The organism is Salinimicrobium sp. TH3 (assembly GCF_026676115.1).
In the GTDB taxonomy this organism is placed as follows: domain Bacteria; phylum Bacteroidota; class Bacteroidia; order Flavobacteriales; family Flavobacteriaceae; genus Salinimicrobium.
This window is the reverse complement of sequence record NZ_JAPONB010000003.1, coordinates 193,103-215,575: the sequence shown is the minus strand read 5'-3', so window position 1 is coordinate 215,575 and position 22,473 is coordinate 193,103. Positions and strand designations below refer to the sequence as shown.

The following is a 22,473-nucleotide window of genomic DNA, read 5'->3' as shown; positions in this document are numbered from 1 at the left end:
TATGAGGCCTCTTTTCTTGTTAAAGCAATTCCTTGAAATGATCTTTTAAGGTTTTTTGAGCCGCATGATAACCACACATTCCATGTACTCCTCCTCCCGGCGGAGTTGATGAAGAGCATATATATACGCGTGGATCGGGTGTGGTATAGGGTGAAATACGTGCTACAGGTCTTGTGAACAACTGTGTGATATCCTGTTTTCCGCCATTTATATCTCCTCCCACAAGATTGGGATCAAATTGTTCCAGGGCAACAGTATTCATAGTAGAGCGCGCAAGGATGGTGTCTTTAAAACCGGGCGCAGCACGTTCAATTTGGTTTTCTATGATCTCTGTATAATCTTCTTTACTACCGTTGGGAACGTGAATATAAGCCCAGGCAGTGTGTTTTCCTTCGGGTGCTCTGGTATTATCAAAAGGTGAATGTTGAGCAATAAGTACGTAAGGCGTTTTTGTCATGTTCTTTTCATGGATGCCCTTTTCGGAATTCTCTATCTCCTCCTTTGTAAATCCTAAATGAACAGTTGCAGCCTTTCGGCATTTTTCATTGGTAAAAGGAATGGGTTCACTTAAGGCCCAATCCATTTTAAATACTCCGGCGCCATATTTATATGATTCCAGTCGTTTCCTGTAAAGAGAGCTGAAATTAAGCCCTTTTATTTTAAGCAATTGTCGTGGAGTAAGGTCAAAAAGGTAGGCGTAAGCATTAGGCAGGTCCCTTATATCCTCCACCCGGGTGTCGCAAAATATTTCACCTCCCAAAGACTTGTAGTGTTCGGTAAGGGCATGGATAAAGTTTCCTGCACCTCCCTTAGGGAAAGGCCAGTTAAATTTATGTGCACTGGTGGTAAGAACCAGTCCAAAAGAAGCTGATGCCAGAGTGTTCATTGGGAGCGTGGAATGAGCCGCCGACCCGTAAAAGAAGGCTTTGGATCTCTCATTCTTAAAATAATGGTCTACAATGAGCTTTGCTGAAGGTAATGCCTTGATCCCAAATTTCATAAAGGCCATGGGATGATCGGGGATTCCCAAAGGTCCCAGCAGATCCTTTCCCAGTTTATCCCAATTATCAAGCAACGGTCCTATAAGGTCCAGATAAGCCTTTTCATCTTCTCCCAGTTGGGCTGCGGTACTATTGATGTCTTTATAGCATCCATAGGCTGTACCGTCTTCAAAAGGATGGGCATAGGCGATCTCAGGAAAGATCCATTCCAGGCCATACTGCTCCAGGGGAAGATCTTTAAAAAAAGGAGAAGCCAGTCCTAGCGGCATAATTGCTGAACCTACGTCATGCTTAAATCCCGGCAAAGTCAACTCCTGAGTCTTTGTAGCACCCCCAGGAACTGCTGCCTGTTCAAAAATGGCAGTTTTTAGTCCCTTTTCCTGTAATCTAATAGCGGCAGCTATCCCATTACTACCGGAGCCTATAACTATTGCATCGTATTTTTTAGACATTAAGGTAAATCTTTTTCAAGATCGAGGTTGTCCAGATACTCCTTAAAAGTTATCTCTCCATTTTTCTCCCCAATCATATCATTAGTTGTTACAAATTTGAAGTACTTCAGTTTACTCGAAAGACTATCATCCACCATCTCGGGCAGGAACATCCCCCACTCGGCTATTTTTTGGGGAACGGGAACCACCTTGCCTCCAATTTTTTCAGCTATCATATCTGCCATTTCCCGGCGGGTATGAACAAGAGGACCTCCTACTTCTTTAATGTCAGGGCCTTCATACATATTTTCGATAACTACTTTTGCCAGGTCTTTTTGATGAATGCTATTCGTGCGGGCTTTCCCTTCCCCTATTATGGGAATAACTTTTCTCTTTGCCATAATAGCGAGATCGTTCAAACCCGAGAAAAAACCTACAGGCCTTATAATGGTATAATCCAGACCTGAAGTCTCCAGTGCATCTTCAAACATTTTGTGAGATTTGGCTACCTCGTATTCCAAAGCTTTTTCGGCACCTTTTATGGACACATAAAGAAACCTCTTTACACCGTTCTTAACTGCATCATCTAGTAAGTTGGAATTAGCATAAAAGTCATTTTCCATAAAAGATTTACCCCTGTCGGTGAAAAGGCTAACGCTCTTCCCAAGGGTAGAAATAACTATTGAAACATCTTTGGTAATATCCTTAATGATTTCGTTGCCTTCACTGGCATCGGCTCTCCATATATCCTGTGTATATCTGGCCACCTTTTCGGATCCATCTGCTGAATGTACCAGGGCCCGGACATCCTTTCCCTGCTGGTGCAGTATTTTAAGAACTTCCAGTCCCAGGGCTCCCGAAGCACCAGCCAGTAAAATTTTCTCCCTCATAAATTTCTTCTTTTTTCCTGAAAATACAGGAAATTATCTGAAGAAATCCAGGAAATTAGGTGATTAACAAAATATTAGACTGCGGTTTGTTTTAATTTTTCCCGCTCCATTTCTCTTTGGCAGAAAGTTTTTAGATGTTCTTTTGCTTTTGAAAGAGATAATTTTTTTCTGTGTTGGCAGGTAATTTTCTCAGGCTTTTGAGCATTGATCAATTTCGAAAGAGCAGCTTTTTCTGAGGGATTCAACAAATCGAGATGAGGCTTCATCAATTTGTAGATTGTAATAACATCCATAATTGAGATTTTAATAGCAACGGCTAATTGGTTGTACCTAAAGATACTAAAAATTAAGAAAATGAGGAAAGACAATCCTTTCAAGCCTGAACAGCGCCTTTGTGGATATTATTTTAAAAGAAAAATTAATCACAAGAAAATCACCCCTTGAAGAAAAGGGTGCTATTTTACACCTTTTTGATAACCCTGCTATTGGGCAATTTCCATGATGACCAATACTATTGCTAAAAGAGCGATCAAAAAGATCATTCCCAGTACAATGGCAATGATCACCTTTTGAGTAGTGGAAAACTCAACTGTGTAATTGTTCCAGATGTTTGTTAAAACGCTCATAGTATGCCAGAATATTTAGTAATAATTATACCATATTCAAATATAAAGCACTGAATTATATGAAATTACGAAAAATAATCAGGCTTTACAAAATCCAGAAGAATTAAATTTTTCAAGAGGTATTTTGATCGAATTAAAACGTTTTGGAAAAGAAAAACATTCAGCATCAATCCGCTTTAGTCCCGGATAGAAAGGAATTATTAAATTTTTAGTACAATGTGCACCCCCGCTGCAGTATTTTTGTGGCACATGAAGCAAAAGAAGAAATATACCGAAGGTAAAATATTCAATTCCTTATTCCACCTGGCGGTACCAATTATTCTGGCAAATATACTTCAAACTGCTTACCAATTAATCGATACTTTTTGGCTGGGAAGACTGGGAGCTAATGCTGTTGCGGCAGTAAGTATAAGTTTTCCACTGCTTTTCCTTGTCTTATCGCTGGGTTCTGGATTGACACTTGCAGGGACGGTACTGGTCTCTCAATATTTTGGTGCCGAAGATCAGGAAAAAGTGGATTTTAATTCTTCTCAAACTATTTCTCTTGTCTTTTTTATCTCTCTTTTCCTGTCGGTGGTTAGTTACTATTCGGCTGCACCTCTTATGCAGCTTATTGGTGCCGGGCCCGAAATTATTGAGGATTCTGTAAGCTACTTTCAGGTCTCTTCCATAGGTTTTGTTTTTCTTTTCATGTTCTTTGCATTTCAATCACTTATGCGAGGGATTGGAAACGTGATGCTTCCTGTGTATATAGTCCTTTCCACGGTTTTTCTGAATCTTATTCTGGACCCGCTATTTATTTATGGCTATGGACCTATACCGGGTTATGGTGTGGCAGGAGCGGCAGTGGCCAGTATAATCACTCAGGCCATTTCGGCAGCAATAGGACTTTGGATCTTATTTAAAGGAAGAAGCGGTATAAAGATCCATTTTAATCAAATGAGACCACACCTCTTCACATTAAAAAGAATTGTTAACCTTGGGATCCCAGCCAGTATTGAACAGTCAACAAGGGCACTTGGAATGACTTTTATGGTGGTCCTCGTTACCGGCTTTGGCAGTGAAGTGGTTGCAGCCTATGGTATTGGTGCCCGAATTCTGAGTTTTATTGTTATCCCGGCACTGGGTCTGGCCATTGCCACGACTTCGCTGGTGGGTCAAAATATTGGTGCTATCAAGATCAAAAGAGCCGAAAAGGTTGCAAACCTGAGTAGTCAAATCGCCTTTTTTGGCCTTACCGGGATGGGAATGCTCATGTACTTTTTCGCCGAACCCATTACTGCTTTTTTCATTCCTAATGATCCCGATGTAATTAAAGATGCTTCTCTTTTTATAAAGATCATGGCACCGAGTTTTGGTCTTTTGGGGGTACAGCAGGTGTTGAATGGAGTTTTTAATGGGGCCGGCTTTACTAAAGCCTCCATGCTTATCTCCATTCTCAATTTATGGATCATTAGGTTTCCCCTGGCCTTCATGCTTTCCCATAAGACAGATCTAAGCTATGAAGGAATATGGTGGGCCTTCCCTATATCTAACCTCATCGCCGCCCTGGCCGCTTTTATTTACTTTAAGCAGGGGTATTGGAAACTGAGGCTTTTTCGCAGGAGAAATTAACTCCCACACCTGATTTACAATACCTTAACAGAAATATATTTTTGCTGTTAAAATACTTTTCCTTCCGTTTCAAAAAAGGCATTTTAGAGAGGTAATTACAAAATTCACTAACAATGGCAAATTCAGATTCAAAGACAACTAAAGATCATACTACGATTAAAAAATGGAGTGAGGAAAGAGATGGAAAGCCCGCTGTGGTAGAAAGCACCTCCAATAGCAGTGAAGGCGGCGGATTACTTCGCATCAACTTCCCCGGTTATGCAGAGGATAACCTTAAAAATTTATCGTGGGAAGAATTCTTCAGGATATTTGACGAGAATGATCTACAGTTCCTTTACCAGGAAGAAACCAAAGACGGTGAAAAAAGCCGCTTCTTTAAATTTGTGGATAAGAATTAAGTTTGAAGACTTTTTTAATTAACAAAGGCTGTCTTGCGACAGCCTTTTCTTTTTTATGGAACTATAAATTAGCTTCTGGTTTTCTTCTTAGCGGCTTTGGCAGCACGCTTTTCTTTCAGGCTCAGCACAGGTTCTTTCTTAGCTGAATTTTTTGAAGGTGATTTTTCTTTTGGCATCTTGTAACGATTTTAATTTGAGATAAATGTAGTAAAAGAGATGAAGCAAAATGGATTAATATAAAAATTTTTCTTTCCTGTGAATACAGAAAAATACCCTCTCTAAAATTGGATTTTGGAGAGGGTATTTAAGCAATCGCTTTTAAATAAAAGCTTTTATATTCTAAATATGAATCGGCCTGTTTTCGGTTGCAGCAAGTGCAGCCTCCTTCATGGCTTCGGCATAGGTGGGATGTGCATGGCTCATCCTTGAAATATCTTCAGCCGAGGCACGGAACTCCATTGCGGTAACGGCTTCAGCAATAAGATCGGCTGTCCTGGCGCCTATCATGTGAACTCCAAGAACTTCATCAGTTTTTTCATCTGAAAGGATTTTCACAAATCCATCTGTATCGCCACTGGCTCTAGAACGTCCAAGAGCGCGCATAGGGAATTTTCCCTCCTTATATTTTACTCCTTCTTCCTTAAGCTGCTCTTCGGTCTTTCCAACCGCAGCAACTTCTGGCCAGGTGTAAACAACTCCCGGGATAAGATTGTAATCGATGTGCGGTTTTTGTCCCGCGATAACTTCCGCTACAAGGGTTCCTTCTTCCGAAGCTTTGTGCGCCAGCATGGGTCCTTTGATCACATCTCCAATCGCATAAATATTTTTTGTGGAGGTCTGTAAATGCTCATTGACCTCGATCATTCCGCGGTCACCAATCTTCACTCCTGCGGCATCGGCATTAAGACCTTCGGTATAAGGCTTTCTACCTACAGAAACCAGGCAGTAATCTCCCTTGAACTCTACTTCCTTATCTTTTTTGTCTTTGGCCTTCACAACGACTTCATCCCCATTTCTCTCCACGGAATTTACCTGATGAGAAACATAGAATTTCATTCCCTGCTTCTTAAGGCTCTTGGTCAATTCTTTGGCCAGCGCCGAATCCATTGTAGGAATAATACTGTCCATATATTCTACCACAGAAACCTTTGCACCAAGCCTCATGTAAACCTGCCCAAGCTCAAGTCCAATAACTCCGCCGCCAATTACTATAAGGTGCTCAGGAATTTCTTTTAACTCCAGCGCCTCGGTAGAAGTAATCACTCTTTCCTTATCCAACTCTATAAAGGGAAGGTTTGCAGGCTTTGAACCAGTAGCAATAATGGTGTTCTTTGCTTCAAGAGTTTCAGTTTCCCCGTCAGACTTTTTGATATTGATATGCGTTGCATCCTTAAAAGACCCCATCCCTTCAAAAACATCGATCTTGTTCTTGTTCATAAGGAACTTGATCCCGTCTACAGTTTGGTTAACAACAGAACGTTTTCTATCAATCATCTTTTCCAGGTTCACCTTTACCTCTCCCGGGATTTCGATCCCGTGCTCTTCAAAATGCTTGATAGCATCATCATAGTGGTGTGAAGAATCAAGCAAAGCTTTGCTGGGTATGCATCCCACGTTTAAACAAGTACCTCCAAGGCTGGAATATTTCTCTATAAGTGCGGTTTTCATTCCCAGCTGGGCGCAGCGAATAGCGGCTACATATCCTCCAGGGCCTGAACCTATAACAGCAACATCATATTTGCTCATAAGTATTTTTTTTGTTGATTTTTTTCAAAGAGTAACAAAAGTACGACTATTAATGACAAATGAAAACAGTAGTTAGTACTGAGAAATGAGTGTAGAGCTTTGAAAGAGGGTTATAATCGCGGAGTTGCGGGTTGCGGGTTCAATTTACAATGATGCTTCAAACAAGCTTTTCACCTTCAAATCTTCAAATTTTCTCATTTTCAAATCAGTTTTTGGAATTTGGTGTCTGGAATTTGGTGCCTGAACTTCAAATACTTAACACTGTTGTGTTCTTTACAGGGCTTATTACAAAAGTACTTTGCGTACTTCCAATATGTTCCAGGGCGGTAAGTTTGTTAAGCATAAATTCTCTGTAAGCCTCCATATCCTTCACCATCACCTTGAGGATATAATCGTACTCGCCACTTACATGAAAAACTTCCAGCACTTCGGTTAATTTCGTGACCTGGCTTTCAAAACCGGTAACATTTTTCTTGGTGTGCTGCACAAGTTTGATCATACAAAAAGCCGTAAAGGAACGATCAACCTTCTCGGGTTTTACAAGCGCGACATATTTGGAGATCACCCCTGCCCTTTCAAGTTTTCTTATGCGTTCATAAACTGCAGTAACCGAAAGACCCAGTTTCCCTGCCAACTCCTTATTAGTCCTTTTTGAATCGTCCTGAAGGAGCGCAAGTAGTTTTTTATCAATTCCGTCTGTTTGCATCTGTAAAATTTTCCTGAAAAAGGGATTTTGAACGAATATACCTGAAATATCATCCTAAAATATCATTTTAAGCAGGTATTTTTTCCGCTTATGACGATTATCATTGATTTTATTTCTAAAACTTCCTTTCTTTGATAAGAACTCAAAACCAGTACGACATGAAATTCAAACCGGCAGATAAGATACAGGATCTTCAGTATTTTGGGGAATTTGGAGGGGTAAACCCAAGTATTTCAGATTCTTCTACTTACACTTTTCTTTCAGCAAAAACAATGTTTGACACCTTTGAAGGCAACGCCGAAGGTTGTTATTTATACTCCCGTCACTCCTCTCCTTCCAACCTCTACTTAGGGGAAGCACTTGCTGCTATGGAGGGTACTGAAGCTGCGAACGTTGCAGCCAGCGGGATGGGTGCAATCACACCAGTTCTCCTGCAACTTTGCCAGGCGGGCGATCACATTATTTCCAGCCGCACCATTTATGGCGGAACTTATGCTTTTCTAAAGAATTTCGCACCCCGTCTCAATATAGACACCTCTTTTGTAGATATCACCGATCTTGAAAAGGTAGAGGCGGCAATAAATGAGAATACGAAAGTCCTTTATTGTGAAGCCGTGAGTAATCCATTACTTGAGGTGGCCGATCTTAAAGCTCTTTCAAAAATTGCGAAAAAGCACGATCTTAAATTCGTAGTTGATAACACCTTTTCACCCTTGGCAATTTCTCCTGCAGAAATGGGTGCCGATGTGGTGATCCACAGTCTTACAAAGTTCATTAATGGCTCCAGCGACACTGTGGGAGGAGTTGCCTGTGGAACACAGGAATTCATCAATGAACTGCGAAGTGTGAATGACGGTGCCAGCATGTTACTTGGACCAACTATGGATTCTTTACGTGCAGCTTCCATTCTAAAGAATCTTCGTACTCTTCATATCCGCATCAAACAACACAGTCATAACGCAATGTATCTTGCTCAAAAATTTGAGCAGGACGGTTTGAGAACGGTATACCCCGGGCTTGAAAGCCATCCGGGCCATGAGATGTATAAAAACATGATGAATGAGGAATATGGTTACGGCGGAATGCTCGTAGTAGACGCCGGCTCCCTTGATAAAGCCAATGCTCTTATGGAAATGATGCAGGAAAAAAACCTGGGATACCTTGCCGTAAGTCTTGGTTTCTACAAGACATTATTTAGTGCACCTGGAACTTCAACTTCTTCAGAAATTCCTGAAGAAGAGCAAAAGGAGATGGGTCTTTCCGACGGAATCATAAGATTCTCCATAGGTCTTGACAATGATATCGAGAGAACTTATCAAATGATGAGGGATTGCATGGAAGAGATCGGGATCCTTGAAGCTTCAGAAGAAAGGGCTAATTAATTCAGAATGGTAAAACTTTCAGAAGAAAATCGGAAAAGCTAATTTTCTGATATTAAGCATATAAATTAAGAGGCTCCGGAAATGACATTTTTGGAGCCTCTTATTTTTATCTATTAACCCTGCAAAAGCAAGTCTGAATCTTTATATTTGTGAGGTTTTGCCGGTAAGAATATTCCTTGGAGGTTTGATCAGGATCATATTTGAAGCGGCAAATTTGTTACATTTTTGTAAAAACATTTGTTGATATGATTGAAATAAACAAGTACATAGATCATACTGTCCTTAAGGCAACAGCTACAGAAAAGGATATTATAGAACTATGTAGAGAAGCGAAAGAGTATAATTTCTTTTCGGTTTGTGTAAACAGCGGCTATGTAAGCCTTGCGGCCAAACAATTAGAAGGATCCATGATAAAAGTTTGCACTGTAGTAGGGTTTCCTTTGGGAGCAATGTCTACAGAGGCAAAAGTCTTTGAAACCCGCCAGGCTTTAAAAGATGGAGCAGAAGAAGTGGACATGGTGATCAATATAGGTGAATTAAAGTCCAAAAACTTCAAAAAGGTTGAAGAAGAGATCGCAGCCATTAAGAAAGAGGTAGGAGATAAAGTACTAAAGGTTATTATAGAAACCTGTTACCTCACCCCGCAGGAAATAATGCTCGCAAGTGAAATTGCTGTAAAAGCCAAGGCAGACTTTGTAAAGACTTCAACGGGATTTGGGGGTGACGGTGCAAGGATGGAAAATATTGAACTTATGAAAAAAGCCGTTGAGGGAAAAGCAAAAATCAAAGCCTCTGGTGGAGTAAAAAATTTAGATACCGCACTCTCTTTTATTGAAGCAGGTGTGGAAAGAATAGGTACATCATCTGGAGTATCAATAGTAAAGGAATTAAAAAAATGAGCATACACATAGAGGCCCAAAAAGGCGATATTGCAGAAACAGTTTTATTACCGGGAGACCCCTTAAGGGCAAAATGGATAGCAGAGACTTATCTTGATGATGTAATATGTTACAACAAAGTCCGGAACATGTTTGGTTACACGGGCACTTACAAAGGCCGAAGAATTTCGGTCCAGGGTACGGGAATGGGAGTTCCTTCAATTTCCATCTACGCACATGAACTTATTAACGAGTTTAATGTAAAAAACCTGATTCGTGTGGGTAGTGCCGGTTCTTATCAAAAGAGCGTGCAACTTCGGGATATAGTGATCGCTATGGCAGCATCTTCTACTTCAGGAATAAACCAGGCCAGGTTCCAGGGTGCCGACTTTGCTCCTACCGCAAGTTTTAATCTTTTTCAGCAGGCTATTGAAAAAGCCAAAGAAAAAAATATTCCTGTAAAAGCAGGAAATGTGCTTACCAGTGACGAGTTTTATGCCGATGAATTCGAATCCTATCAGCTTTGGTCAAAATTCGGAGTGCTTTGCGTGGAAATGGAATCTTCAGGATTATACACTATTGCAGCCAAACATGGGGTGAATGCTTTGTCTCTCCTTACAATATCCGATTCTTTAGTAACCAGGGAAAAAACAACGACCGAGGAGCGGGAAACTACATTTAAAGGAATGGTGGAGATCGCCCTTGAACTGGGATAATTTAATTTCACAAATATTTTAAAAGCGGAAGGTCCTTTGGATCTTCCGCTTTTTTATTTCCTCTTAAGCTGTTATGAATTGATACAATTTGCCTTTTTATGTTTAAAACAGCCGCCCGGGAACCAAGTAATGAAGCATCAACTTTTAACTTTTACCGAAAAATCGTAACATTACGCAATCAAAAATTTTAGATCTCGTAAATGGAAGACGAAAAGTTTATTAAAGACACCAAAGTTCTTGAAAATCGTGAATTGAATATCTGGGAAGCCCTTTTCCCTGTTTTTGCTCTTATTGGTATGCTCGCGTATAACGTATTTGTTTACGGTGATGATTCTTTAGGCGGCTCAAATCAATTTATTCTTCTGCTTGGCGGCGCTGTTGCAGCCATAGTAGGTATCTTTAATAAAGTCTCCTTTGACACCATGATCGAGGAGGTAGCAAATAATATTAAATCTACCACAGGTGCTATCCTCATCCTGCTTATGGTTGGTTCCCTTGCAGGAACCTGGCTTATTAGCGGCATTATTCCGACTATGATCTATTATGGATTACAGATCCTTAACCCTACAATATTCCTTGCGGCCACCGTTGTTATTTGCTCAGTCATCTCGGTTGCTACCGGTAGTAGCTGGACGACCTCGGCCACTGTAGGTATTGCTTTAATTGGGATAGCCGAAGCTTTGGGTATTTCGGTAGGAATGACTGCAGGTGCTATTCTTTCGGGAGCATATTTTGGGGATAAGATGTCACCGCTGAGCGACACTACCAACCTGGCACCTGCCATGGCCGGAACAGACCTCTTTACTCATATAAGGTATATGACCTACACCACAGTACCTACAATTAGCATTACTCTTATCGTCTTTATAATCCTTGGTTTTACCATTGAGCCTTCGGGAACGGCAGATACGAGTGAGATACTTGCTTCCATTGACAACGCCTTCAATATAACCGCCTGGTTATTTGTGGTGCCGGCACTTGTAATTGTGCTTATTGTGATGAAAACCTCACCTCTTATCGCTCTCTTGCTAGGAACCCTTTTAGGAGCTGCTGCTGCGGTGATTTTCCAGCCCGAAGTTGTGACTGCAGTATCGGGTTATGAAAATCTTTCTTTTGAAGCAGCTTATGTTGGCCTCATGAATGCAATAACTGTCGACACTTCAATAGTTACAGACAATGACCAGCTCAATGACCTTTTCTCATCTGGAGGAATGTACGGGATGCTGGGAACTATATGGTTGATTATTTGTGCAATGGTCTTTGGCGGTATTATGGACGCTATTGGTGCCCTTGCAACTATAAGCAAGGCCCTGCTTAACCTCTTCCACACTACCTTTGGACTATTTGCCAGTACTGTATTTAGTTGCGTAACTCTTAACGCGACTGCATCCGATCAATATCTTGCTATCGTTGTTCCAGGGAAAATGTTTGCTAAAGCCTACAGGGATAAAGGCCTGGCGCCGGAGAACCTGAGCCGTTCACTGGAAGATTCGGGTACAGTGACTTCGGTATTAATTCCGTGGAATACCTGCGGAGCTTACCATAGCGGAGTTCTGGGAGTACCGGTGGCATCATATTTTGTTTATGCCATCTTCAATTACCTTAGTCCTTTCATGACCTTATTTTTCGCGGCCTTTAATATAAAGATCCGGCAATTGGGGAGTAAAACCGCAACTGCATAATAAGAAGTTATGACGAAGAGTTATTCCTATTGACAAATACTATACTCGAATAAAAAATAAAGATTTGCGGCCCTAGTGGGGCCGCTCTTTGTTTTTATCTTTGCATCAGAATTAAATCAATAACCAAAAAAATATAAAACAATATGGCATTAGTAGGAAAAAAATTTCCAAACCTAGAAGTAAACGCAATGAATGACATGGGCGATACTTTTAAAATAAATGTATTCGAAGAAGCTAAGAACAATTCAAAGAAAGTTCTGCTTTTTTGGTATCCAAAAGACTTTACTTTCGTTTGCCCAACAGAACTTCATGCTTTCCAGGAAGCTCTTGCTGAATTTGAGAAGAGAAATGTAATGGTGATTGGTGCTTCATGTGATACCCCAGAGGTTCACTTTGCATGGTTGAACACACCAAAAGATGACGGTGGTATTGAAGGAGTTACTTACCCTATCCTTGCCGATTCTAACAGAAATCTTGCAAACCAACTTGGAATTCTTGATATAAGCAACGAGAACTACAATGAAGAAACAGGAGTATACACTGTAGAAGGTGACAACGTAACTTACCGTGCTACTTACCTAATTGATGAAGAAGGAACTGTATTCCATGAAGGTATCAACCATATGCCACTTGGAAGAAACGTTAAAGAATTCATCCGTTTGATCGATGCTTACACGCACGTTCAGGAAAAAGGTGAAGTATGTCCTGCAAACTGGGAAGAAGGTAAAGAGGCAATGAACGCAAACCGCAAGGGAGTGGCTTCTTACCTAAGCTCTAACTAAAAAAAGCATTAAGATGAGAGAATTGACAAATGATAATCTGGCAGAAGTAGTTGCTGAAAATGAAACCGTAGTCGTGCAATATATGGCCGGCTGGTGTGGCAACTGCAGGGTGATGAAGCCCAAGTTCAAGAAACTTGCTGCCGAGAATGAAGATGCGACATTTCTCCTGGTTGATGCCGAAAAATTTCCCGAATCCAGAAAACTGGCTAAGGTGGACAACTTACCAACTTTTGCCGCTTTTAAGAACGGAGAATTGGTAAACCAGGTGCAAACCAACAAATTTGAACTTTTAAAAGACCTAGTTAATGAAGTTACCAGTAATTAGACATCTGCAAAAGAATAATGATCAGGAAAAACTTGAGCATACCCTTGAAGTTTTGGAATCGTTCTGCGACCACAGGTCGGTTACCGAAGAAGAAATGGACGTGGTAGGCGAAATGATCAGTAATATTTGCGGTGCCCTCGAGGTTCAAAAAATGATAGATGAAGGAATGCCCGAAAGAGATGCGGCAAACAACTTCATGAAAAAAGTGCTGAGTTCTATAGACAAGTAACCCACACAATTTTTTTCAAGATAAAAGGCTGACTCATGTTTTTGATTCAGCCTTTTTTGTTTTATGACAATTTTAGTAAAATACAAACCCTAAAATTTTAATTTTAGTAATTCAACAACCAAGAAATCAAATATGTCACAGATAACGCACAACGGGAAACCAATAACCACTTACGGACACCTTCCGGAAAAAGGAGAAAAAGCTCCACATTTTGAATTATTAAAATCTGATTTAAGTGTAGCTACCCTTCAGGATTTTAAGGGGAAACGGGTGATTATGAACATATTTCCCAGTATTGACACAAACGTCTGCGCAACTTCTGTAAATAATTTTAGCGAAAGAGCAGCCGACCTGGAGAATGTGACAGTGCTCAATATCTCGAGAGATTTACCTTTTGCCCAGGAAAGATTTAAAAAAGAAAATGGAATTGATAATGTCGTCAATCTTTCAGATTTTAGGGAGCGCAATTTTGGAAAGGACTACGGTTTGGAAATTATAGACGGTCCCCTGGAGGGATTGCTGTCCAGGGTAGTGATAGTCCTCGATGAAACCGGAAAGATCCTGCACACCGAACAGGTCAAAGAAATTGGTCAGGAACCCAATTACCTGGAGGCACTTAAACCGTTGTTATAATGTATGATTTTATCACCGGCCGTATAAAGGGAGGTGGTTATGCAATTAAAGGTGCCTGGCTTTTGCTTAAATACGAACCAAGCATCCAGGTACAGTTCGTCATTTCCATTTTTGTAACCGTTGCCGGATTTTATTTTGATATTACTTCCACAGAATGGATGATGCAAATTCTGGCTATTGGCCTCGTAATGGCTGCCGAAGGACTTAATACAGCTGTTGAAAATATTGCAGATTTTGTCCACGCCGATTTTCATGTCAAGATAGGTCGAATTAAAGACGTGGCAGCCGGGGCTGTTTTCTTTGCAGCTGTAGTTGCCGTCATCATTGGTCTTATTATATATATTCCATACATTTTTTAAAATCTCCAGATTCTTTTTTCAGAGAACTAAAAACTTAAAGAACAGAACCCGGATAAAACTATTTTTAAATATCTATCCGGGTTTTAATCCTTAGGATCTGTTAAAGAGAAATAACAATTTCTCTTTTCCAAAAAAAAGCACCCATAACACTTTAATACCTATAATCTCTAGTGGTAAACTTTGAATATTAGGAACTTCAAGAAATTTTTGCCTCACATTAATTACTCTCAAAAACATCTTTGAAATAGATTTTTCCTTTTCTTTATATTAGCTGGTGCTAATTTGTATTTTTGCCCCCAAACCTTCAGTTCTATTATGGCTAAAAAGAAAGCTGTCAAAAAATCTTCTCCAAAATCCACTTTTTCGAAGTCCTCCTTTAAGCTTTCCCCACGTGGGAAGGTTATCCTGGGAAGTTTTTTGATCTTTTTTGGGTTAGCCCTTTTAATTGCTTTCACCTCTTTCCTTTTCAACTGGGAGGCAGATCAAAGCACGCTCACACAACTTGAAAACCGACAGGTAGAAACAAAGAACCTCCTCAGTAAATTTGGTGCAGCTATAAGTAACTTTTTTATTTATGAAGGTTTTGGAATTGCAGCTTTTGCCTTTGCGATTCTTATAATCACCACCGGGATCTATTACTTTATGAGCCTGAACAAAACCCCGTTGTTCCGGTATTGGTTCTGGGGAATATTAGTAATGATATGGATTTCGGTATTTTTCGGATTTTTTGCCAATTCCAATGCTTTGCTGGGAGGTACAGTGGGATATGAAACCAACGATTACCTTCAGGATTACCTGGGCTTTACAGGCACCATTCTGCTTCTTTCTTTTTTACTGTTAGTATACCTGGTGATAAGACTAAAGATCACTCCAGATAAATTGATTTCGGCCTTTAGAAGTACCAAAAAAGACATTTCTGAAGATTTCAAATCTTCTTCCTCAGTTTCTGAAGACTCCATTAAAGTAAAAAAGCCTTCAGAAGAAATTAAACCCGAAACCCAGCCAAAACCGGTAATTCCTGAGCCGGAAAAACCCAAGGTACCACAACCCGCACCCGAAAAGGTGGTAATACGTTCAGAAGAAAACCCCGATGATGTTGCTATGGAAGTGGAGACCGCAGCCGAAGAGGAAGAAATGGACGATAGTTTAAGCCGCAAAGCTGTCGAAGATTACGGAGAATTCGATCCAACTCTTGAATTAAGAAATTACCAGTTCCCTACGATCGAACTTTTGAAGGACCACAACGCTAATGGTGGTGGAATTACCATTAACCAGGAAGAGCTTGAGGAGAACAAGAATAAAATCGTTGATACCCTCAAGAACTATAAAATTGATATAGCGCAGATCAAGGCTACAGTAGGTCCCACTGTGACACTTTACGAAATTATTCCTGAGGCAGGAATCAGGATCTCGAAGATCAAGAGCCTGGAAGATGATATCGCACTTTCGCTTTCGGCCCTTGGAATAAGGATCATTGCTCCAATTCCCGGGAAAGGAACTATAGGGATCGAAGTACCCAATAAGAATGCTACCATGGTTTCCATGAGAAGCGTGATTGCCTCTCCCCGCTTCCAGAATGCCGAGATGGAATTGCCAATGGCTCTTGGGAAGACTATATCTAACGAGACTTTTGTGGTAGATCTTGCAAAAATGCCTCACCTGCTCATGGCGGGAGCTACCGGACAGGGAAAGTCTGTAGGACTCAATGCAATTCTTACTTCCCTGCTTTACAGTAAACATCCAGCAGAAGTTAAATTCATACTTGTAGATCCAAAAAAGGTAGAATTAACTCTCTTTAACAAGATCGAAAGGCATTATCTTGCCAAATTACCCGATACCGAAGAGGCTATTATTACAGACAATACCAAGGTGATCAATACCCTCAACTCTCTGTGTATCGAAATGGATAACCGTTACGAGCTGCTCAAGGATGCGATGGTGAGGAATATTAAAGAATACAACACTAAATTCAAAGCACGTAAATTAAATCCTGAACAAGGGCACAAGTTCCTGCCTTATATTGTCCTGGTGGTAGATGAATTTGCAGATCTCATCATGACTGCAGGTAAAGAGGTTGAAGCACCAATAGCAAGGCTTGCGCAGCTGGCCAGAGCAATTGGTATACATTTAATTATCGCTACACAAAGACCATCGGTGAATGTAATTACCGGTATAATCAAAGCAAACTTCCCCGCGAGGATCGCTTTTAGGGTCACCTCCAAGATCGACTCCCGCACAATACTTGACAGCCAGGGTGCAGATCAACTTATTGGAAAGGGAGATATGCTTTTCACCCAGGGTAATACTCTGCTAAGATTACAATGTGCTTTTGTAGACACTCCCGAAGTTGATAAGATCACAGAATTTATTGGTTCACAAAAAGCTTATGCCGATGCTTATCACCTCCCCGAGTATAGCGGAGAGGAAAGTGGCACATCTCTTGATATTGATGTAAGCGATCGGGATAAACTCTTTCGCGAAGCCGCTGAAGTCATTGTAATAGCACAACAAGGATCGGCTTCTTTGCTTCAGAGAAAATTGAAGTTGGGATATAATCGCGCGGGGAGAATCATCGATCAACTGGAAGCAGCCGGAGTTGTTGGACCTTTTGAAGGCAGCAAGGCACGGCAGGTGCTGGTACAGGATATTGAAAGCCTTAACCAGCTGTTGAATGATGAATAGAATAACCAAATAAAAATCATGAAAAAATTAGTTTTAGTTGCAGTAGCATTTTTGACATTTTTGAATACTAATGCCCAGTCTTCACAAGGTGCAAAAGAGTTGCTAAATGAAGTATCCTCCAAGGTTGAATCTTATGACAACATTATCATCGAGTTCAAATATGCGTTGGAGAATACCGCCGAAAATGTGAAGCATGAAACACGGGGTGATGTAAGTCTGGAAGGAGAAAAATACCTGCTCAACATCATGGGAACAACCCGTCTTTTCGATGGAAAGAAACTGTATACCATTATCCCTGAAGATGAAGAAATCAATATTTCGGTTCATAATCCTGAAGAAGACCAGGACATAAGTCCCTCCAAAATGCTTACCTTTTACAACAACGGATATAAATCTGAACTTGGTCCCGTAAAGGATCTAAAAGGCCGAAAAATCCAGTATGTAAAACTTACTCCAATTGATTCTAAAGCCGAAATCAAAGAGATACAGTTGGGAATTGATAAGCAGACTAAAAACATTTACAATCTAATACAGACGCAGGATAACGGTACGAAGATCACGATTACTGTGAACAGCTTCAAGACCAATCAACCTCTTCCTCAAACCCTTTTCAGTTTTAAAGAGGACAGGTACAAAGACTACTATATTAACAGGTTAGACTAAGTAATTGAAAATATTAGACCGGTACATACTTACCAGCTATTTAAAGACATTCTTTTCGGTTTTTGTGATACTCATGTTCATATTTGTATTGCAAACTATTTGGCTGTACATTGGGGAATTAGCGGGTAAGGATCTCGACATCGATATTATCTTTAAGTTTCTGCTCTATTTTAGTCCTAAGCTGGTACCACTGGTTTTGCCCCTGAGTATCCTGCTGACGTCAATAATGACTTTCGGAAATTTTGCTGAAAATTACGAGTTTGCCGCGATGAAATCTGCAGGTATTTCCTTACAGCGGGCAATGCGTTCCCTTACCTTTTTCATTTTGCTGGTAAGCGTTACCGCCTTTTTATTTGCCAATAATGTCATTCCCGCAGCCGAGTATAAATCCATAAATCTGCGAAAGAATATTGCCCAGCTTAAACCTGCAATGGTTATTTCTGAAGGTGTTTTTAATGACCTGGGACAAATCAATATCAAGGTTGATGAGAAGACAGGAGAGCGAGGTCAATACCTACACGATGTTATCATTCACAAAAAAAACGAACGTCGCCCCGGAAATTTCACAGTTATTAAAGCTTCTGAAGGTGAATTGGTGGGAAGTACAGGTTCCAATATTCTTAGTCTCATCCTTAAAGACGGGAACTATTACGATGAGATCATGCCCTCCTCCCCCAGGGACCGGATGAAAAAACCCTTTGCAAAAAGCTATTTTGAAGAGTATGTGATCAATATGGATCTTTCGGGATTTAATGATGTGGATCTTGATGAAGAAAGGTACAGTAACTCTCATAACATGCTCAAGATCTCTGAGCTAAACCGTACCATTGATTCTTTTTCAACTTCTTATAACCAGGAAGTTGAAATCTTTTCCCAAAACATGTACAATCGTACCGGTATTGAGAACCTAAAGAAAGAGGTGATACCCAAAAAGGATACTGCTATTGATCCTGAAAAAGGAATTTTGCCTTTATATGAGACTCACCAGGCTTCTCAAATTATAAATCTCGCCCTTGGAGGTGTGAACGGGGCTGTGGCTACGATAACTAACAAGAGAATAGAATTGGTAAGCGCCTCTAAAAGATTGAATAAATTTGAAATTGCCCTGCATGAAAAATATGTACTTGCTGTAGCTTGTGTGATCCTCTTTTTTGTAGGAGCTCCCCTCGGGGCTATTATTAGAAAAGGAGGTATGGGATTACCAATGGTAATAGCGATCCTGCTTTTTCTTACCTATCACTTTATTGGGATCTTTGCGAAGAACAGTGCCGAAGAGGGCCAGATAAGTCCATTTTTAGGAACGTGGCTATCAACTCTTATTATGTTACCCCTGGGAATCTTTCTCACCTATAGAGCAACAACAGATCAAGGTTTATTCAGCTTTAGCATTCTTTTTGAGCCAATTAAGAGGCTTTTGAAAAGGACGCAAATTATGGGCCGTTCCGAAAAGGATTAATATCTTTGCCGGCAATTATGCAATGCAAGTTATGAGCCAGGAAACCTCCTTTAAATTACATACAATAAAAGAAGCTATTGATGACATTAGAGCCGGTAAGGTGATTATTGTTGTTGATGATGAAGACCGGGAAAATGAAGGAGATTTTCTGGCTGCCGCCTCAAAGGTGACACCGCAAATGATCAATTTCATGGCTACCCATGGTCGCGGTCTTATTTGTGCTCCTCTTACCGAAAAGCGCTGTAAAGAGCTGCAACTGGAAATGATGGTGGGTAACAATACAGATCCTATGGAGACGGCCTTTACTATTTCTGTGGATCTAAAAGGAAAAGGGGTTACAACTGGAATTTCGGCATCAGACAGGGCAGAGACTATTAAATCTCTAATCGATCCCGAAACCAAACCTTTCGATCTTAGCAGACCAGGCCATATTTTTCCGCTTAAAGCTAAAGAAGGCGGAGTTTTAAGAAGAACCGGACATACAGAAGCGGCTATTGATTTCGCAAGATTGGCAGGCTTTCCTCCTGCCGGGGTGATTGTAGAGATCATGAACGAAGACGGGACCATGGCCAGGCTTCCGCAACTCCTTAAAGTTGCGGAAAAATTCGATCTTAAGATCGTATCTATTGAAGACCTGGTGGCTTACAGGATGCAACACGACTCCTTAATTGTCAAAAAAGAAGATTTTGACATTAATACCCGCTTTGGTGCTTTTAGACTTAGAGCTTATCAACAGACTACAAACAAGCAGGTACACATTGCCCTTACCAAAGGCGCCTGGAAATCTTCGGACCCGGTCCTGGTGCGTATGAATTCGACCCTTGTCAATAATGACATTTTAGGCACCCTCACCAATGATGCCGATAAGAAGCTGGATTATATGTTTAAAGCTATTAATGAGGAAGGACAGGGAGCTATTGTTTTTATAAACCAGGAAAGCCAATCCCTTAATCTTATTAAAAGACTTGGGGAACTAAAAGAACTTCAAAAGGCAGGGGAAATGAAGGCTCCTCCTTTGGTGATGGATGCAAAAGATTTTGGAATAGGAGCTCAAATCCTTCATGATCTTGAGATCCATAAAATCCGCCTCCTTTCCAATACCAAACAAACCAAAAGAGTTGGAATGATAGGATACGGTCTTGAGATTACAGAATACGTAAATTACTAGATCTCAATCACCGTGTCCTCTAAGGGTCTTCTCACCTTTTTCAAGGATGCAAAAAAATCATCATTGGAGCGATAACCTACCGGCAAAGCCAGAACGGCTTCCAGTCCATACTTTTCAAGTTTAAGGATATCGTTGTATTTTTTAGGTTCAAAACCTTCCATGGGACAGGAATCGATTCCTTCTACGGCACAAACAGTAAGCAAAGTTCCCAATACGAGATATGCCTGATGGGTAGCCCATATCTTCACTTCATCTATAGGCTTTTGTTCAAAATCTCCAATTAATGATTCCCTGAAGGGGTGAAGAACTTCATCGGGAGTTTTCCTAATGTCCTGAACCATTTTAAAGTGTTTCTCAATAAAACCTTTGTCCACCGTATTTTCAATACAAATAACCAATAAATGAGAAGCAGTTCCTATTTGCTTTTGGTTGTAAGATGCGGCCATAAGTTTTCCCTGAATTTCCTTGTTTTGAACCAGGACCAGCCTTAACGGCTGCAGGCCATAGGAAGTAGCAGTAAGATTAAAGGCAGTTTTTAAAACATTGATCTTCTCTTCGGAAACCAGTTTATCCGGATCAAATTTTTTCACTGCATATCGCCATTTTAAGGCGGTAACACTATTCATGCTAAAAGATTTTCACAAAGATACACCACGCAAAGAGAGGCTGCAAATAGAAGAAACAACAGAAGAAGGATTATTCTAGAATTTGTTGCGTCTTTGCTCCCTCCGGTCCCGGTAAAGATTGTATATCCTCCGAATCAAAAATCCGCTTACAATAAGGACAACCAGAATTTCAAGCCCTAACATTAAATAGAATACTGTCATAGAGGAGAATTAACATGGCCCATTTGGACCAATTGTCAAAACTACCTTAAATGCTTGTTAAAGAATGCCGTTAAAGACACAACAAATACAACTTATAACACAACTTTAAATAGGTGATCTTCAAAAAAAACCTAAGTTTAGTATGTTTGATCACCAAAGTTGGAATATACAAAGGACACCAGGAACATTTAAAGCTGATAGTTAATAAAACAACCCGATTTAATTTTATTAAATGGAAATTTTTGTAAAAGCTCTTCCCGTAGAAGAAATAATAGAAAATTTATCGAAACAGTTTAACACCCCAATTCAAAGAGATGGTGGAGAACTTAATATTGACCTACCCGAAAAATGGGGCAAGGGCTTTATAAGGGGAACAAGTTTCAATTGGGGGGTTGGGATTATCGAATATAATGTCACCTTCTTTAAAGATATTGAGATCCATTTCACAATCAATCAAACTCACCCTTTAAAGTTTATATTTTGTTCAGAAGGCAGGGTAAGACATGGTTTTGAAGAAAATGACGATATCCATAACATAGATACTTACCAAAACGTAATTGTTTCCAGTAGTGGCCATAATGGGCATGTTCTCTTGTTTAAGGCTAATGAAACCGCCCATGTCTTTAGTCTGGAGATCATAAGAACAGAATTTAACCAGAGGAAGAATTTTGAGTATAAAGACATGCCCCCCCAATTACAGCAATTGTTTTTGGATAATAATGCAGAACAATTATTCTTTTACCAGGGAAACTACAGCATTCAGGCAGCCGATATTGTGGAATCCATAGCCCATAAAGAACATACCGGATTTTTGCGGTTAATTTTTCTGGAGGCTAAAGTTTATGAAATGCTCGCAAAGCAAATAAGCCAGTTTATTGATGATCAACAAAATGGACATAAAGCCATCCTTTTAAGGAGAAGCGATGTTGAAAAAGTAAAAAGTGCGGTAGAAATAATAAATCGGGATCTTAATCAAAACTATTCCGTAGACCATTTGGCAAAGGAGGTGGGTACCAACGTAAATAAACTACAGGAAGGATTTAAGTATATGTTTGACCTTACTGTCAACAAATACATACAGCAGGTTAAACTGGAAGCAGCCAGAGAATTGTTGACTGAATCTGATCATAATATTTCCCAAATTGTAGGGCAAATTGGCCTCAATAACCGCAGCTATTTTTCTAAGATCTTCAAGGAAAAATATGGGGTGAGCCCTAAATATTTCCTTAACCAAAAATTTCCAGACGGCGAAAATACGGGGAATAGCGAAGAAGATTGA

The 22,473-nt window shown here is 40.2% G+C and carries 23 protein-coding genes; 16 read left to right on the top strand and 7 right to left on the bottom strand.

The annotated features are described in order from the left end of the window. Positions 1-19: 19 nt before the first annotated feature. The 4 genes from OU683_RS06760 to OU683_RS06745 form a co-directional block, all read right to left on the bottom strand. The gene (locus tag OU683_RS06760) at positions 20-1,453 is read right to left on the bottom strand and encodes a phytoene desaturase family protein (protein ID WP_268136541.1); all 1,434 of its coding nucleotides are present in this window, start codon (positions 1,451-1,453) and stop codon (positions 20-22) included. Beyond that, the gene (locus tag OU683_RS06755) at positions 1,453-2,322 is read right to left on the bottom strand and encodes an NAD(P)H-binding protein (RefSeq protein ID WP_268136538.1); all 870 of its coding nucleotides are present in this window, start codon (positions 2,320-2,322) and stop codon (positions 1,453-1,455) included. Before OU683_RS06755 ends, OU683_RS06760 begins: the two co-directional genes overlap by 1 nt. Positions 2,323-2,396: 74 nt before the next feature. Then, positions 2,397-2,615 (bottom strand): hypothetical protein, encoded by a 219-nt coding sequence (locus tag OU683_RS06750; RefSeq protein WP_268136536.1) that lies wholly within the window; start codon positions 2,613-2,615, stop codon positions 2,397-2,399. Positions 2,616-2,804: 189 nt separating this feature from the next. Continuing rightward, positions 2,805-2,948 (bottom strand): hypothetical protein, encoded by a 144-nt coding sequence (locus OU683_RS06745; RefSeq protein ID WP_268136534.1) that lies wholly within the window; start codon positions 2,946-2,948, stop codon positions 2,805-2,807. Between the two features lie 216 nt (positions 2,949-3,164). Between OU683_RS06745 and OU683_RS06740 the strand changes: the two genes are divergently transcribed. After that, positions 3,165-4,562: an MATE family efflux transporter gene (locus tag OU683_RS06740; RefSeq protein WP_268136532.1), complete on the top strand. Its 1,398-nt coding sequence runs from the start codon at positions 3,165-3,167 to the stop codon at positions 4,560-4,562. 113 nt (positions 4,563-4,675) lie between these two features. Continuing rightward, positions 4,676-4,960 (top strand): hypothetical protein, encoded by a 285-nt coding sequence (locus OU683_RS06735; protein WP_268136530.1) that lies wholly within the window; start codon positions 4,676-4,678, stop codon positions 4,958-4,960. A 339-nt stretch (positions 4,961-5,299) separates the two neighbouring features. On the opposite strand, the gene lpdA is transcribed toward OU683_RS06735, so the two are convergent. Both lpdA and OU683_RS06725 read right to left on the bottom strand, forming a co-directional pair. Then, entirely contained in the window at positions 5,300-6,706 is a 1,407-nt protein-coding gene (lpdA, locus tag OU683_RS06730; RefSeq protein ID WP_268136528.1) for a dihydrolipoyl dehydrogenase, read from the bottom strand. Positions 6,707-6,953: 247 nt separating this feature from the next. Next, positions 6,954-7,412: an Lrp/AsnC family transcriptional regulator gene (locus OU683_RS06725; protein ID WP_268136526.1), complete on the bottom strand. Its 459-nt coding sequence runs from the start codon at positions 7,410-7,412 to the stop codon at positions 6,954-6,956. 158 nt (positions 7,413-7,570) lie between these two features. Here OU683_RS06725 and OU683_RS06720 point away from each other — a divergent pair, with 158 nt between their 5' ends. The 13 genes from OU683_RS06720 to ribB all read left to right on the top strand — a co-directional run bounded on the left by OU683_RS06720 (position 7,571) and on the right by ribB (position 20,367). Next, on the top strand, positions 7,571-8,794 hold the full coding sequence (locus OU683_RS06720; RefSeq protein WP_268136524.1) for an aminotransferase class I/II-fold pyridoxal phosphate-dependent enzyme: 1,224 nt from the start codon (positions 7,571-7,573) through the stop codon (positions 8,792-8,794). Between the two features lie 248 nt (positions 8,795-9,042). Next, positions 9,043-9,693, top strand: coding sequence for a deoxyribose-phosphate aldolase (deoC, locus tag OU683_RS06715; protein ID WP_268136821.1), 651 nt, complete (start codon positions 9,043-9,045; stop codon positions 9,691-9,693). Further along, the gene (gene deoD / locus OU683_RS06710; protein WP_268136522.1) at positions 9,690-10,388 is read left to right on the top strand and encodes a purine-nucleoside phosphorylase; all 699 of its coding nucleotides are present in this window, start codon (positions 9,690-9,692) and stop codon (positions 10,386-10,388) included. The genes deoC and deoD overlap by 4 nt, the downstream gene beginning before the upstream one ends. Positions 10,389-10,588: 200 nt before the next feature. After that, positions 10,589-12,070, top strand: a complete 1,482-nt coding sequence (gene nhaC / locus OU683_RS06705; protein WP_268136520.1) for a Na+/H+ antiporter NhaC — start codon at positions 10,589-10,591, stop codon at positions 12,068-12,070. A 143-nt stretch (positions 12,071-12,213) separates the two neighbouring features. Beyond that, positions 12,214-12,852 carry a peroxiredoxin gene (locus OU683_RS06700; protein WP_268136518.1) on the top strand — a complete coding sequence of 213 codons (639 nt, stop codon included), beginning with the start codon at positions 12,214-12,216 and terminating at the stop codon, positions 12,850-12,852. Positions 12,853-12,865: 13 nt separating this feature from the next. After that, positions 12,866-13,177, top strand: coding sequence for a thioredoxin family protein (locus OU683_RS06695; protein WP_268136516.1), 312 nt, complete (start codon positions 12,866-12,868; stop codon positions 13,175-13,177). Next, positions 13,158-13,406 (top strand): DUF6952 family protein, encoded by a 249-nt coding sequence (locus OU683_RS06690; RefSeq protein ID WP_268136514.1) that lies wholly within the window; start codon positions 13,158-13,160, stop codon positions 13,404-13,406. The genes OU683_RS06695 and OU683_RS06690 overlap by 20 nt, the downstream gene beginning before the upstream one ends. Positions 13,407-13,538: 132 nt before the next feature. Further along, positions 13,539-14,039 (top strand): thiol peroxidase, encoded by a 501-nt coding sequence (tpx, locus tag OU683_RS06685; RefSeq protein WP_268136512.1) that lies wholly within the window; start codon positions 13,539-13,541, stop codon positions 14,037-14,039. Beyond that, on the top strand, positions 14,039-14,398 hold the full coding sequence (locus OU683_RS06680; RefSeq protein ID WP_268136510.1) for a diacylglycerol kinase: 360 nt from the start codon (positions 14,039-14,041) through the stop codon (positions 14,396-14,398). The genes tpx and OU683_RS06680 overlap by 1 nt, the downstream gene beginning before the upstream one ends. Before the next feature lie 315 nt (positions 14,399-14,713). Continuing rightward, positions 14,714-17,080, top strand: a complete 2,367-nt coding sequence (locus OU683_RS06675; protein WP_268136508.1) for an FtsK/SpoIIIE family DNA translocase — start codon at positions 14,714-14,716, stop codon at positions 17,078-17,080. Between the two features lie 18 nt (positions 17,081-17,098). Beyond that, entirely contained in the window at positions 17,099-17,743 is a 645-nt protein-coding gene (gene lolA1 / locus OU683_RS06670) for an outer membrane lipoprotein periplasmic chaperone LolA1 (RefSeq protein ID WP_268136506.1), read from the top strand. Positions 17,744-17,747: 4 nt separating this feature from the next. Beyond that, positions 17,748-19,199 (top strand): LptF/LptG family permease, encoded by a 1,452-nt coding sequence (locus tag OU683_RS06665; protein ID WP_268136504.1) that lies wholly within the window; start codon positions 17,748-17,750, stop codon positions 19,197-19,199. A gap of 31 nt (positions 19,200-19,230) precedes the next feature. After that, positions 19,231-20,367 carry a 3,4-dihydroxy-2-butanone-4-phosphate synthase gene (ribB, locus tag OU683_RS06660; protein WP_268136502.1) on the top strand — a complete coding sequence of 379 codons (1,137 nt, stop codon included), beginning with the start codon at positions 19,231-19,233 and terminating at the stop codon, positions 20,365-20,367. Here the strand turns inward: ribB and OU683_RS06655 are convergent. Continuing rightward, a complete protein-coding gene (locus OU683_RS06655; RefSeq protein ID WP_268136500.1) occupies positions 20,364-20,993 on the bottom strand; it encodes an NAD(P)H-dependent oxidoreductase in 630 nt (209 codons plus the stop codon). The genes ribB and OU683_RS06655 overlap by 4 nt on opposite strands. Positions 20,994-21,426: 433 nt before the next feature. Here OU683_RS06655 and OU683_RS06650 point away from each other — a divergent pair, with 433 nt between their 5' ends. After that, positions 21,427-22,473, top strand: coding sequence for a helix-turn-helix domain-containing protein (locus tag OU683_RS06650; RefSeq protein WP_268136499.1), 1,047 nt, complete (start codon positions 21,427-21,429; stop codon positions 22,471-22,473).

Coding starts and splice junctions, on each gene's coding strand:
- OU683_RS06760 (WP_268136541.1), bottom strand. CDS start 1,453: ATGTCTAAAAAATACGATGCAATAGTTATAGGCTCCGGTAGTAATGGG.
- OU683_RS06755 (WP_268136538.1), bottom strand. CDS start 2,322: ATGAGGGAGAAAATTTTACTGGCTGGTGCTTCGGGAGCCCTGGGACTG.
- OU683_RS06750 (WP_268136536.1), bottom strand. CDS start 2,615: ATGGATGTTATTACAATCTACAAATTGATGAAGCCTCATCTCGATTTG.
- OU683_RS06745 (WP_268136534.1), bottom strand. CDS start 2,948: ATGAGCGTTTTAACAAACATCTGGAACAATTACACAGTTGAGTTTTCC.
- OU683_RS06740 (WP_268136532.1), top strand. CDS start 3,165: ATGTGCACCCCCGCTGCAGTATTTTTGTGGCACATGAAGCAAAAGAAG.
- OU683_RS06735 (WP_268136530.1), top strand. CDS start 4,676: ATGGCAAATTCAGATTCAAAGACAACTAAAGATCATACTACGATTAAA.
- lpdA (WP_268136528.1), bottom strand. CDS start 6,706: ATGAGCAAATATGATGTTGCTGTTATAGGTTCAGGCCCTGGAGGATAT.
- OU683_RS06725 (WP_268136526.1), bottom strand. CDS start 7,412: ATGCAAACAGACGGAATTGATAAAAAACTACTTGCGCTCCTTCAGGAC.
- OU683_RS06720 (WP_268136524.1), top strand. CDS start 7,571: ATGAAATTCAAACCGGCAGATAAGATACAGGATCTTCAGTATTTTGGG.
- deoD (WP_268136522.1), top strand. CDS start 9,690: ATGAGCATACACATAGAGGCCCAAAAAGGCGATATTGCAGAAACAGTT.
- nhaC (WP_268136520.1), top strand. CDS start 10,589: ATGGAAGACGAAAAGTTTATTAAAGACACCAAAGTTCTTGAAAATCGT.
- OU683_RS06700 (WP_268136518.1), top strand. CDS start 12,214: ATGGCATTAGTAGGAAAAAAATTTCCAAACCTAGAAGTAAACGCAATG.
- OU683_RS06695 (WP_268136516.1), top strand. CDS start 12,866: ATGAGAGAATTGACAAATGATAATCTGGCAGAAGTAGTTGCTGAAAAT.
- OU683_RS06690 (WP_268136514.1), top strand. CDS start 13,158: ATGAAGTTACCAGTAATTAGACATCTGCAAAAGAATAATGATCAGGAA.
- tpx (WP_268136512.1), top strand. CDS start 13,539: ATGTCACAGATAACGCACAACGGGAAACCAATAACCACTTACGGACAC.
- OU683_RS06680 (WP_268136510.1), top strand. CDS start 14,039: ATGTATGATTTTATCACCGGCCGTATAAAGGGAGGTGGTTATGCAATT.
- OU683_RS06675 (WP_268136508.1), top strand. CDS start 14,714: ATGGCTAAAAAGAAAGCTGTCAAAAAATCTTCTCCAAAATCCACTTTT.
- lolA1 (WP_268136506.1), top strand. CDS start 17,099: ATGAAAAAATTAGTTTTAGTTGCAGTAGCATTTTTGACATTTTTGAAT.
- ribB (WP_268136502.1), top strand. CDS start 19,231: ATGAGCCAGGAAACCTCCTTTAAATTACATACAATAAAAGAAGCTATT.
- OU683_RS06655 (WP_268136500.1), bottom strand. CDS start 20,993: ATGAATAGTGTTACCGCCTTAAAATGGCGATATGCAGTGAAAAAATTT.
- OU683_RS06650 (WP_268136499.1), top strand. CDS start 21,427: ATGGAAATTTTTGTAAAAGCTCTTCCCGTAGAAGAAATAATAGAAAAT.